The organism is Corynebacterium otitidis ATCC 51513 (genome assembly GCF_000296405.1).
In the GTDB taxonomy this organism is placed as follows: Bacteria; Actinomycetota; Actinomycetes; order Mycobacteriales; family Mycobacteriaceae; genus Corynebacterium; species Corynebacterium otitidis.
Genome location: NZ_JH815193.1, coordinates 341,764 through 353,611, shown reverse-complemented (window position 1 = coordinate 353,611; position 11,848 = coordinate 341,764). Strand labels below are relative to the sequence as shown.

Sequence of the window (11,848 nt, the reverse complement as noted above, 5' to 3'; positions counted from 1 at the left end):
CGCGCGGCTCATCGACGAGCTCGCGCTCGACCCCGCCGCCGTCGTGCCCCGCATCGACCTCGCGCCCGCCGGGCCCTTCGGGGACCTCGACAGCGCGAGGAGGGCGCTGGCCGCGGCGCGGGACGCCGCCGCGCGGCTCGAGGACTGGGCCCGCTCCTAGCGCGGCGGCGCCCATACGCTGCGGCAGTCCGCTTCGCCGCGCCGCGCCACGGGGTCCTAGTCGGCCCGCCCGCCCGCGGCGGCGGGCGCGTTGGGGTTCGTCGTGAGCAGCGCGACGACCACGGCGATCGCCATCGCAGCGGCGGGCAGCGCCATCGCGGTGGCGAACGCCGCGGTCGGGGACACCGTGCCGAGCAGCGTCGGCAGGAGCGCCGCGATCGAGGAGGAGCCCAGCACCGAGCCGAGCTGGCGGACCGTGTTGTAGACCCCAGAGCCCGCGCCCGCGAGCTCGTAGTCGAGGTCCCCGATCGTCGTGCGCGCGTTCGGCGACCAGATGAACGCGTGGCCGAGCCCCTGGAAGGACAGCGCGATGAGCGCCGCCCACAGCGGCGCGTCCGCGACGAGCAGGACGATGAGCACCGCGATGGAGCCGCCCATCGCGACGAAGCCGGCCGCGCCCAGCCGGCCCGGGTGGAGCCGGTCGACGAGGCGGCCCACCCACGGGGAGAGCACCGCGGAGATCACCGCCTGCGGCACGAGCATGAGCCCCGCCTTGAGCGCGTCGAGCCCGTGGACCTGCTGCAAGTAGAGCATGAGCGGCAGCGGGAAGGCCGCGACGTTGAAGCCCATGAGAGCGATCCCCGCGCCGCCGAGGGAGAAGTTGCGCTGCCTAAAGAGCCGCAGCGGCACGACCGGCTCCCCGCCGTGGCGCGCGACCGTCGACTGGCGCACGAGGAACAGCACGATCAGCGCGATGCCGCCGCCGAGCATGAGCCACACGAGAAGCCCCCAGTCGAGGGTCTCCGCTTCCTGGAGGCCGAAGACGATGAGGAACACCGCGAGCATGCTCACCGCGATCGACGCCGGGTCGATGCGGCGCTCCAGGCGGGGGAAGGACGGCACCCAGCGGGCGACGAGCACGATGGAGACCAGCCCGATGGGCACGTTGACGAAGAAGATCCACTGCCAGCCCACCGTCGAGGTGAGGATCCCCCCGAAGAGGGGCCCGGACAGCGTCGCCAGGCCCGCGACCGTGCCCCACACGCCCAGCGCCGAGCCCAGCCGGTTCCGCGGGAACACCCGCGAGAGGATCGCCATGGTCTGCGGCACGAGCAGCGAGGCCCCGAAGCCCTGGGCGGCGCGCGCGACGATGAGGGCCTCGATGGTGGGGGCGAGGCCGCCCACCAGCGAGGAGGCCGTGAAGATCGCCATGCCCACCTGGTAGAGCCGGTTGGGGCCCACTCGGTCGCCGAGCCGCCCCGCGACGAGCATCGGCACCGCCAGCGTGAGCAGGTACGCCGAGGTCACCCAGATGGTCTGCGAGTAGCTCGCGTCGAACTCGGCCTGCAGCGCGGGCGTGGCGACCGCGACGATCGTCTGGTCGAGCAGGATCATGAAAAACCCGATGCACAGCGCGACGAGCGCGCGCCACGCGTCGCCGATGGGTAGGGGCAGCTCCTGGACGTCGGGGGTCTTCCTGGGCGATATCACAGGGAGTCATTCTGCCATGCGGCGCTCGCGCCCTCCGGGCGGGTGAGAGGCCCATCGGTGGGTTTCCCCCGGGAAATATTCACGCGGCGTTGCGCGCCGGGCCTGCGCAGGCCGCGCGTCAGGGCGGAGCGAGGGGCGGCCGGGGCCGGGAAGGGGAGGGGCTAGCTGAGCATGGGCCAGGCGGTATCCACGTCGCTGGCGTCGCGGCCCTTGCGCTCGAGGTAGGAGCGGAAGTCCGCCTGCAGCTCGTAGTAGCCCACCGCCTGGTACTCCATGAGCTCGTCGGCGTCTTTTTCGGTGATGGCGGGGTAGAAGCGCGCCTGCTTCCACGCGATGCGCGCCGCGGCGAGCGCGTCCGCGGTCGCCTCGTGGGCGTTGTCGAGGGAGACGCCGTAGTGCTCCGAGAGGACAGACAGGTTGCGCTTGCCCTTCCGGTAGCGGTCGTTGAGCCGGTCGATGAGCAGCGGGTCGAGCACCGGCCCGTCGACGGTGAAGCCCGGCTCGAGCGCCGCGAGGACGCTTAAATCATAGGGGGCGTTGAAGACGATGAGCGTGTAGCCCTCCTCCCAGCCCGCGCGGATCGCGTCGATGGTCTCGGCGAGCACCTCGTCGTGGGGGCGGCCGTGCTCCCGGGCGTACTCCGTGCTGATGCCGTGGACGTCCTGGGCGGCCTTGGGGATCTCCACGCCGGGGTCGGCGAGCAGCTCCCGGGGGTGGGCGCCCGACTCGTCGATGGTGACGAGCGCGGAGGTGACGATGCGCGCCTCGTGGCGGTCGAGCGAGGTGGTCTCCAGGTCGAAGGAGAGCATCCGGGAGGGGGAGAAACGCGTCATGGGCACCAAGCCTAATCTCCCCGCCGGATCGCCCGACCGCGCCGATAGACTAGGGGGCCGTGGCAGCAGCGAGTGACGACAGGGAGCTAACCGCGCGGTGGGAGGAGCTCGCCGCCGAGGTTCGGCGGCACCGCCGGCTCTACTACGCCGGCGAGCCGGAGATCACCGACAAGGACTTCGACGAGCTCTTCCGCGAGCTGGAAAGGCTCGAGGCCGATAACCCGGGGCTCGGCGGCGACGACAGCCCCACCAGGGAGGTCGGCGCCCCCGCGCCGGAGGCCTCCGGCTTCGCGGACGTCGAGCACCCGCAGCGCATGTACTCGCTCGACAACGTCTTCTCCGCCGACGAGCTCTCCGACTGGCTGGCGCGCACGCCCGCCGAGGCCTACCTCACGGAGCTGAAGATCGACGGGCTCTCCATCGACCTCGTCTACGAAAACGGCCGGCTTAGCCGCGCCGCGACCCGCGGCGACGGCGCGATCGGCGAGGAGATCACCGCCAACGCCCGCGCCATCGACGCGATCCCGCAGCGCCTCACCGGCACCAACGATCACCCCGTGCCGGCCTTCCTCGAGGTGCGCGGCGAGGTGTTCATCCGGCCTAAGGACTTCGCGGAGCTCAACGAGGCGCGCGCCGCCGCCGGCGAGCGGCAGTTCGCCAACCCGCGCAACGCGGCCGCCGGCTCGATCAGGCAGAAGAACCCCGAGGCGGTGCGCCGCCGGCGCCTCGACATGATCTGCCACGGCATCGGCGCCCGCGAGGGCTTCGAAGCCGCCAGCCAGTCCGAGGCTTACGACGCGCTCGCGGCGTGGGGGCTGCCCGTCTCGCCGTACACCAGGCGCGTGACGACCGCCGACGAGGTGTTAAAGCGCGTCGAGTACTGGGCGGAGCACCGCCACGACGCGCTCCACGAGATGGACGGCCTCGTCGTCAAGGTCGACGACCTCGACAGCCAGGAGGACTACGGCGCCACCAGCCGCGCGCCGCGCTGGGCGATCGCCTACAAGTACCCGCCCGAGGAGGCCTCCACCAAGCTGCTCGACATCCGCGTCGGCGTGGGCCGCACCGGCCGGGTTACGCCGTTCGCCGTCATGGAGCCGGTCTCGGTGGCGGGCTCGACGGTGTCGATGGCCACCCTGCACAACCAGTCCGAGGTGAAGCGCAAGGGCGTGCTCATCGGCGACGACGTCGTCATCCGCAAGGCCGGGGAGATCATCCCCGAGGTGCTGCGCCCCATCGAGTCGCGCCGCGACGGATCCGAGCGCGCCTTCGTCTTCCCCACGCTGTGCCCGGCCTGCGGCACGAGGCTCGCCCCGCAGAAGGCCGAAGACGCCGACTGGCGCTGCCCGAACACCCGCAGCTGCCCGGCCCAGCTCACCGCCAGGCTCACATACATCGCCGGGCGCGGCGTCTTCGACATCGAGGCGCTCGGCGAGAAGGGCGCCGAGGCGCTCATCCGCACGGGGGTGCTCGCCGACGAGTCCACCCTCTTCGACCTCACCGAGGAGGACCTCGAGGGGGTCGGGCCCTACACCACCACGAGGGGCGAGGTGAACGCCTCCGGCCGGGCGCTGGTCGCGAACCTCGAGCAGGCGAAAAACGCCGACCTGTGGCGCGTCATCGCGGCACTCTCCATCCGCCACGTCGGGCCCACCGCCGCCCGCGCGCTCGCCGCTGCCTACCACGACCTCGGCGACATCGCCCGCGCCCCCGAGGAGGACCTCGCCGCGATCGACGGCGTCGGCCCCACCACGGCGCGCGCGATCGCCGAGTGGTTCGACGTCGACTGGCACCGCGCCATCGTCGAGCGCTGGGCCGCAGCCGGCGTGACCACCAGCGAGGATCCCGGCGAGGAGGCCGAGCAGACCCTTTCCGGCCTCACCGTCGTGGTCACCGGCACGATCGAGGGCTACAGCCGCCAGGAGGCCAAGGACGCCATCGTCGCCCGCGGCGGCAAGGCCACCGGCTCGGTGTCGAAGAAGACCGACGCGCTGGTTGCCGGCGCCGGCGCCGGCTCGAAGCAGGCCAAGGCCGAGGAGCTCGGCGTGCCGATCGTGCCCGCCGAGGGCTTCGAGGAGTTCCTCGCCACGGGGGAGATCCCCGGGGCGGGCGCGGGCGACTAGCCCTCACTCCCCGGGCGCAGGGGCCGGAGAACGCGGGGCGCGGGCGCCGGCGGATCTAGCCCCGCGGGCCCTCTTCCTCGCGGCGCGCCGGCTCGTCGCCGCGTTTCTTTGGCGAGCGGATGTTGTGCACCGTGAGCACCACAGGGACCACGATCGCGAGGACGAGGAGGGCGCGGGCCCCGGGCTCTATGCCGTTGGTCAGCACGGCGAGCAGGAAGATCGCGGCGGCCGCCGCGAGGAACACCAATGGCCCCGGGCCGCCGAAGAATCTCTTGAATCGGTCAGTCACGGTACCCCTCCTCGGCTCTCCGTGGCCATCTCATAGCGCGCGCCGTCTGTGTCCCGACGATAGCGGGATGACGCGGCCGGGGCGGGGAAACGCCACCCGCCGGCGGGAGGCGTTCGTCGACAGCTCAGCGCGCCGGCGCCGGCCGCGGCGAGCTCGTCCTGCTAGGGGCAGCGCCGCAGCAGCCCGCCGACGACGGTGGCGACGTTGCCGAGATGGGAGACCTCGCGGGGCAAGAAGCCCGGACCGCCGGTGCGGCCCAACACGACGACGAGCCCGGTGCCGGGCAGTGGAGCGCCGGCGAGCTCCGTCTCGAGGAGCGCCCAGCTCTCCGGCACCCAGTCCTCCTCCGGGTCGATGACGCGGGCGCGGCGCAGGCCCACGTCCTCAGGCCGCTCGCCGTTGTCCTGCGGGGCGCTCTCCGAGGCGGCGACGCGGCGCGCGTCGTCGCCGACGTCGAGCACGATGCCCCACGTCGCGGTGAGGATCCCGGGCACGACGTCGAGGAGCCGCTCGAGGGTGCGCGGCGTGGAGTCCGCCTGCGCCGCGAGCGCGGCGAGCATCTCCACCTGGTCGCGGTGGTCGATGGTGCCGTAGAAGGGGCGCAGGCTGTCGATGTGCGCGCCGTCGACCGCGTGCACCGCGGTGAGCACGACGTCGGGCAGAGCGCCCTCGGGCAGCTCGACGACGAGGTCGTCGACGACGCCGTCCGAGTGCTGCTCGACGACGTCGAGGGAGGCGATATTCGCCCCCACGAGCCCGAGCGCCTGGGCGACCTCGCCGAGCGCCCCCGGCTCGTCGGGCAGGGTGAGGCGAACGAGGTAGGACATAAGGCGAAACCGGCTTCCCTTAGTGCGCGGTGGGGATAGGCCTCGCCGCGCGGCGCGGACGTGACATAACTGACGCTTGAACCTGCGATGTTATCAGCCACCGGGCCCGCCCGGCCAGGGTGCGCTCACCCGGGCCGGGGGCGGGCGGCCGCGCTCGGCTAGGATGGTCGGCGCGAACGACGTCCGTACCGGCCGCCGGGCCAGGGCCTTCATGACAGGGCCTCGGCGCGGCGCCGGTCCCACCAGCGACAGGCAAAGGATGGTCACACCGTGGCTGATATCTCCCGCGAGGAGGTCGCGCACCTCGCCGAACTCGCGCGCCTCGACTTGAGCGAGGAGGAGCTCGCGCACCTAAGCTCCCAGATCGACGGCATCGTGGAGAACGTCTCCGGGGTGCGCGCCGTTGACACCGAGGGCGTCGAGCCGATGAGCCACCCGCACGCCTCCGAGGGCGCGACCCGAAACGACGAGGTCGGGGAGCCCGACCAGTCGTTAAGCCAGGACGAGGCCCTCGACCAGGCGCCGGACGCCCGCGACGAGCGCTTCGGCGTGCCGCGCATCCAGTAGCGCGAAAGCGCCGCGCCGGTGCGCCCCGATCGGGGGCGCCGGGCGCGGCCGGGCACCGCCGCGTACCGCGGCGAGACGACGACTTTATCTTTTAGTTCTTCGAGGGAATGGGGACAGCAGCCGAGATGACAGCACGCTTCGTTCAGGACGGCTCCGGGCTCACCGGCGCGACCGCCGCCGAGCTCGCCGAGAAGATCCACGCCAAGGAGGTGAGCTCCAAGGAGGTGACCCAGGCGTTCCTCGACCGCATCGAGGAGACCAACGTGGAGCTCAACACCTTCCTCCACGTCGACGCGGACGGGGCGCTCGCCCAGGCCGAGGCCGTTGACCGCGCGATCGCCGCCGGCGATAAGCCGGCCTCCCCGCTCGCGGGCGTGCCGCTCGCGCTCAAGGACCTCTTCACCACCACCGACCAGCCCACGACGGCGGCCTCGAAGATCCTCGAGGGCTACCGCTCTCCCTACGACGCGACCGTGACGAAGCGGCTTAAGGCCGCGGGCGTGCCGATCCTCGGCAAGACCAACCTCGACGAGTTCGCCATGGGCTCCTCGACGGAGAACTCCGCCTACGGGCCGACGAAGAACCCGTATGACACCTCCCGCACCGCGGGCGGCTCCGGCGGCGGCACCGCCGCGGCGCTCGCCTCCGGGCAGGCGCCGCTGGGCATCGGCACCGACACCGGCGGCTCGATCCGCCAGCCCGCGGCGCTCACCAACACCGTGGGCGTGAAGCCCACCTACGGCACCGTGTCGCGCTACGGGCTCATCGCGTGCGCCTCCTCACTCGACCAGGGCGGCCCCACGGCGCGCACCGTGCTCGACACGGCGCTCCTCCACGAGGTCATCGCCGGCCACGACCCGCTCGACGGCACGAGCGTCGACCGGCCGGTCGCCCCGGTCGTCGACGCGGCCCGCGAGGGCGCCCGCGGCGACTTGAAGGGCCTCAAGGTCGGCGTGGTCAAGCAGTTCGACCGCGACGGCTGGCAGGACGACGTCATCGCCAACTTCCGCAACTCCGTCGAGACGCTCAAGGGCCTCGGCGCGGAGGTCGTCGAGGTCGACTGCCCGCACTTCGACGACGCGCTCAACGCCTACTACCTCATCCTCTCCTGCGAGGTGAGCTCGAACCTCGCGCGCTTCGACGGGATGCGCTACGGGCGCCGCGCCGGCGACGACGGCAGCCACACCGCCGCCGAGGTCATGGCCAAGACCCGCGCCGAGGGCTTCGGCCCCGAGGTCAAGCGCCGCATCATCCTCGGCACGTACGCGCTGTCGGTGGGCTATTACGACGCCTACTACCTCCAGGCGCAGCGTGTGCGCACGCTCATCGCCCGCGACTTCGCCAACGCTTTCGAGAACGCGGACGTGCTCGTCGCGCCGGTCACCCCGACGACCGCCTTCCCGCTGGGGGAGAAGGTCGACGACCCGCTGGCGATGTACAACTTCGACCTGTGCACCCTGCCGCTCAACCTCGCGGGGCTCGGCGGCATGTCCGTGCCCGCCGGCTTCGACGAGTCCGGCCTGCCCATCGGCCTGCAGGTCATGGCCCCGGCGTTCGCCGACGACCGGCTCTACCGCCTCGGCGCCGCCTTCGAGGCCGCCCGGGCGAACTAAGAACAACTCGCCCGCCGGAGAACCTCGGCCCGCTCCTCACCTCGTGAGGGGCGGGCCGTTTGGCGTCTTGTGGGGCGGGACGCGGCGCTGTCGCCGACCACGGGACTGCCGGCGCTGGCGCCGGCGCCGGCACGCGCCTCGAGGCTTAGGCGGCGTTGAGGGCTGCGCGGTGTGGCTGCGGCGGCAGGCGAGAGGGGGCGCCGCCGATATGTACGGCGAGCAGGCCCGCAGCCAGGGACTTTGCCGTTGCGCCCGAGGGACGCGCGGGCCGTCATTGATAAGAATAAAAGCCATTGACGCCACCGCGGCGGGCCGCTACTTTTCCGGTTACACGAGTGTCACCACACTCACCTATAAGTGGGAGTTAATGCTAAGGGTGCGACTGTAAACCGAAAGCCCCGATCCTACGGCAGCAGCCGTGCTCGCCCTCGCCAAAGAAGCTGCGGTCCGGGCGGCGGAAATCGGGGACGTTAGATGAGTCCATACCCTGCCGTGCTGATCTGTGCCAAGGCGGATGCTGTAGGTCTGGCGAGGCGGCGGGGTGAAAACCCGATTCCCCTTGAGCAAGACCCGATCCCGGGAACCCGGAGAATCGAAGTGGTCGGGCGGAAGCGTGTGCGCGTCTCATATCCGGGCGCTGTTCTCCGCCCGAAGAAGATCTCGGGCGATGGGCGCGGAGTGCCTCGTTGCCTCGGGAATCGCGATCGAATTATCGGCAATGTAGTGCGGGCGGACACTAGGCGACGTGTGTCCCGCTTCCGTGGCGCGCGGTGGGCGATTCGCTCAACGTCGCTACAGAGTTATTTCATTGGGGAGAAAAGTACATCATGGGTTTTTGGATCATGCTGTTTGCCGCTATCGGCGGCGTAGTCCTCGGGGTGGTCGTTGTCCGCCGCCGGAAGCTTGACGCGTGGAACGTGGTGCTCGCGGTTGCGGCAGTTGCGTTGCTCGTCGCAGCCGTCTGCTTGGCTTGGCCAAAGTGACCCATCGAGGTCCCGGGTCGCGTTGACCCGACACTGAACCTTCCTCCGGGATTGATCTGGGCACGGTTGGTTTTGCTCGCGGTTCGGCCTGGCCGATGAGAGAACCAAAGCTCGCCCCGGCGAGGTGCAGTCGGCGAGCCGGTGCCGGTAGGCGGCGACGATTTGTTGGGGGCTGGCGTGGCGTAGGGTAGCCAGGCAGCCGCTCGTTCTGAAATCGGGCGCTCTGGATACGCGGAATCCCCCGGGAGAGCGGTGTGAACCGTCCTCCCGGGGGATTCCTGCAGGCAGCCGTGCGGCTGCGCTTCAGCCGTCCTAGTTCTTCGGGCGCACCTTGCGGGTGAACGCAGAGATGCCGGTGATCTCTCGGCCGACGATGAGGGCCTGCACGGAGTCGGTGCCCTCGTAGGTGGAGATGACCTCCATGTCGGTGACGTGGCGGGCGACCTTGTTCTCGAGCAGGAGGCCGTTGCCGCCGAGCATGTCGCGGGCCTCGCGGGTGACGGCCAGGCCCTTCCTAGCGGTCACCATCTTGATCAGAGAGGCGCGCGGGCCGTCCATCTCGTCGCGCTCCTGCAGCTCCGCCATGCGGGTGCACAGCAGCTGCGCCTCGGTGACGTGGCCGAGCATCGTGGCGAGCTTCTCCTGGACGAGCTGGTAGCTCGCGATCGGCGCGGAGAACTGCTCGCGCTCGAGCGCGTACTTCGCGGCGAACTCGAAGCCGGCCATGGCGTGGCCGACGGACTCCCACGACGCGCCGCCCCGGGTCGCGGCGAGCACCCGGTTCACGCCCGCGAAGGACTCGCAGTTCTTCAGGCGGTTCTCCTCGGGCACGTGGAGGTTCTCGATGACGATGTCGGCCTGGAGGATCGCGCGCTTGCCGATCTTGCCCTTGATGACCTCGGGGCGGTAGCCCTCGGGGTAGGAGCCGTCGGCCTGCTTCTCCACGACGAAGGCCTTGACGTTGCCGTCCTCCTCGTCGCGGGCGTAGAGCACGATGTTGTCGGCGGCGTGCCCGTTGCCGATCCAGCGCTTGTGGCCGTTGATGACCCAGCTGTCGCCCTCGCGCCGGGCGGAGGTCTCCAGGGAGACGGAGTCGGAGCCGTGCTTCGGCTCGGTGAGCCCGAAGGCGGCGGTCTTCTTCAGCGCCGCGAGGTCGGGCAGCCAGCGGTTGCGCTGCTCCTCGTCGCCGAGCATGTAGATCGATCCCATGCCGAGGTTCGAGTGCACGCCCATGAACGTGTTGAGCGAGCCGTCGACGCGGCCCAGCTCGCGGGCGACGATGCCCGCGCCGAGCCGAGAGAGTCCGGGGCAGCCGTAGCCGGGGATGAACGTGCCGACCACGCCGAGGTCCGCGAGCGGCTCGAGGAGCTCGTAGGGGAACTCGGCGCGCTCCCAGTAGTCGTCGATGACGGGGTCGACGTGCTTCTTGCCGAACTCGCGGATCCGGTCGCGCAGCTTGATGAGGTCGTCGTCGAGCTCCCGGTCGAGGTAGAGGAAGTCGGGCTGCTCGAGGAGACCCCAGTTCGGTTCTTTCCTAGCCATGACGGGCCTTTCTGGTTTTGCGTGGTTCGTTGGGGCGCGGCGCGGCCGAGGGTGGCTATGCCACCGATCGCCCCGGGCGGGGCCGCGGCGCCCGGGGCTGGGAAGGGGAGGGGCCTTATGGCCCGTCCCCTATGAGGAGTGGGTTACTTCTTGGCCTCGGTGCGGTCGAGCCAGGCGAGCACCTGCTCGTGGTCCGCGTCGAGGGCCGGCGGGGCCTTCGGGTAGTCCGCCGGGGTGCGGCCGAGCTCGATGGGGTTGCGGATCCCCGGGATCGGGTCGTCCTCGCCCTCCCCGGAGAGCACCACCGGCTCGAGCCCGAGGCTGTCGGCGAACTCGACGCCTTCGTTGACGGTGAGGATCTGCGAGGCGGGCACGCCGATCTCGCTGAAAATCTCGTACCACTCGTCCGCGGTCTTCGCGGCGAGGTACTTCTCGATGATGGGGCCGAGCTCCTTGCGGTTCTCGTTGCGCTTCGCGACCGTGGAGAAGCGCTCCTCCTTGCCCTCCTCGGCCTCGAGGGCGGTCATGAACCGCTCGAACTGGTTGTCGTTGCCGATGCAGACGATGATCTCGCGGTCCTTGGCCTTGAACGGGCCGTAGGGGTAGAGGCTCGGGTGCTCGTTGCCCATGCGGCGCGGGTTCGAGCCCGCGGCCACCACGCCCGAGGTCTGGTTCGCCAGGCCCGAGAGCGCCGAGTTGAGGAGGTTAAGCGCGATGTGCTGGCCCTCCTTCGACTTGCCGCGCTCGACGAGCGCGGCAAGGATCCCGATCGCGGTGTGCAGGCCGGTGACGATGTCGAAGATCGCCACGCCCGCGCGCTGCGGCGGGCCGTCCTCGGAGCCGGTGGTGTGCATGAAGCCCGACGCACCCTGCACGAGCAGGTCGTAGCCGGGCAGGTGCGCGCCGCCCTTCGTGCCGAAGCCGGTGATGGAGGCGTGGATGACGCCGGGCCAGCGCTTCTTCACGGACTCCTCGTCGAGGCCGAACTTCTTTAGCCCGCCGGGCTTGAAGTTCTCAACGAAGACGTCCGCGCGGTCGATGATCCGGTAGGCCGTCTCCAAGTCCTCGTCCTTCTTCAAGTCGAGGACGATGGCGTGCTTGTTGCGGTTGACGGCCATGTAATAGGTGGAGATGCCGTCGCGCTCGGGCGGGGTCCAGCGCCTGGTGTCGTCGCCGACGGGCGCCTCGACCTTGATGACGGTCGCGCCGAGGTCGGCGAGCAACATCGTCGCGTACGGGCCCGCGAGCACTCGGGAGAAGTCGGCGACGACGACGCCGTCGAGCGGGCCCGGGCGCTTGTCGCCGGGAAGGATGGGGTCTGCCACTGGTCTCGTCTTTCCGTGTTCGTGTGAAGGGGAGGGGACTGCCGGTTCTCGCCCGGCCTCGAGGAAGGCGGGGCCGGGCCTGGCCGCCCCGGTCCG

At 70.8% G+C, this 11,848-nt stretch carries 9 protein-coding genes; 3 read left to right on the top strand and 6 right to left on the bottom strand.

The window, feature by feature from the left end; all coding sequences use genetic code 11:
- Positions 1 to 216 precede the first annotated feature (216 nt).
- Together HMPREF9719_RS04425 and HMPREF9719_RS04420 are read right to left on the bottom strand one after the other, a co-directional pair.
- Complete coding sequence (locus HMPREF9719_RS04425; protein WP_004600773.1) at positions 217 to 1,650, bottom strand: DHA2 family efflux MFS transporter permease subunit; 1,434 nt, start codon at positions 1,648 to 1,650, stop codon at positions 217 to 219.
- A gap of 161 nt (positions 1,651 to 1,811) precedes the next feature.
- Entirely contained in the window at positions 1,812 to 2,483 is a 672-nt protein-coding gene (locus HMPREF9719_RS04420; RefSeq protein ID WP_004600772.1) for a 3'-5' exonuclease, read from the bottom strand.
- A gap of 59 nt (positions 2,484 to 2,542) precedes the next feature.
- On the opposite strand from HMPREF9719_RS04420, the gene ligA reads away from it, so the two are divergent.
- Positions 2,543 to 4,606, top strand: coding sequence for an NAD-dependent DNA ligase LigA (ligA, locus tag HMPREF9719_RS04415; protein ID WP_004600771.1), 2,064 nt, complete (start codon positions 2,543 to 2,545; stop codon positions 4,604 to 4,606).
- A 55-nt stretch (positions 4,607 to 4,661) separates the two neighbouring features.
- Here the strand turns inward: ligA and HMPREF9719_RS04410 are convergent, their stop codons facing one another.
- On the bottom strand, positions 4,662 to 4,895 hold the full coding sequence (locus tag HMPREF9719_RS04410) for a hypothetical protein (protein WP_004600770.1): 234 nt from the start codon (positions 4,893 to 4,895) through the stop codon (positions 4,662 to 4,664).
- Positions 4,896 to 5,056: 161 nt separating this feature from the next.
- Positions 5,057 to 5,722: an ACT domain-containing protein gene (locus HMPREF9719_RS04405; RefSeq protein WP_004600769.1), complete on the bottom strand. Its 666-nt coding sequence runs from the start codon at positions 5,720 to 5,722 to the stop codon at positions 5,057 to 5,059.
- 270 nt (positions 5,723 to 5,992) lie between these two features.
- Between HMPREF9719_RS04405 and gatC the strand changes: the two genes are divergently transcribed.
- Both gatC and gatA read left to right on the top strand, forming a co-directional pair.
- Entirely contained in the window at positions 5,993 to 6,289 is a 297-nt protein-coding gene (gatC, locus tag HMPREF9719_RS04400) for an Asp-tRNA(Asn)/Glu-tRNA(Gln) amidotransferase subunit GatC (protein ID WP_004600768.1), read from the top strand.
- Between the two features lie 125 nt (positions 6,290 to 6,414).
- A complete protein-coding gene (gene gatA / locus HMPREF9719_RS04395; protein ID WP_004600767.1) occupies positions 6,415 to 7,902 on the top strand; it encodes an Asp-tRNA(Asn)/Glu-tRNA(Gln) amidotransferase subunit GatA in 1,488 nt (495 codons plus the stop codon).
- A 1,295-nt stretch (positions 7,903 to 9,197) separates the two neighbouring features.
- On the opposite strand, the gene HMPREF9719_RS04390 is transcribed toward gatA, so the two are convergent.
- Both HMPREF9719_RS04390 and HMPREF9719_RS04385 read right to left on the bottom strand, forming a co-directional pair.
- Positions 9,198 to 10,427 (bottom strand): acyl-CoA dehydrogenase family protein, encoded by a 1,230-nt coding sequence (locus HMPREF9719_RS04390; protein WP_004600766.1) that lies wholly within the window; start codon positions 10,425 to 10,427, stop codon positions 9,198 to 9,200.
- 143 nt (positions 10,428 to 10,570) lie between these two features.
- Positions 10,571 to 11,752 carry a CaiB/BaiF CoA transferase family protein gene (locus tag HMPREF9719_RS04385; RefSeq protein WP_004600765.1) on the bottom strand — a complete coding sequence of 394 codons (1,182 nt, stop codon included), beginning with the start codon at positions 11,750 to 11,752 and terminating at the stop codon, positions 10,571 to 10,573.
- Positions 11,753 to 11,848 lie beyond the last annotated feature (96 nt).

What these genes read in the sequence shown, in the direction of transcription:
- HMPREF9719_RS04390 (WP_004600766.1), bottom strand. Translation starts at nt 10,427, where the DNA reads ATGGCTAGGAAAGAACCGAACTGGGGTCTCCTCGAGCAGCCCGACTTC.
- HMPREF9719_RS04420 (WP_004600772.1), bottom strand. Translation starts at nt 2,483, where the DNA reads ATGACGCGTTTCTCCCCCTCCCGGATGCTCTCCTTCGACCTGGAGACC.
- HMPREF9719_RS04405 (WP_004600769.1), bottom strand. Translation starts at nt 5,722, where the DNA reads ATGTCCTACCTCGTTCGCCTCACCCTGCCCGACGAGCCGGGGGCGCTC.
- gatA (WP_004600767.1), top strand. Translation starts at nt 6,415, where the DNA reads ATGACAGCACGCTTCGTTCAGGACGGCTCCGGGCTCACCGGCGCGACC.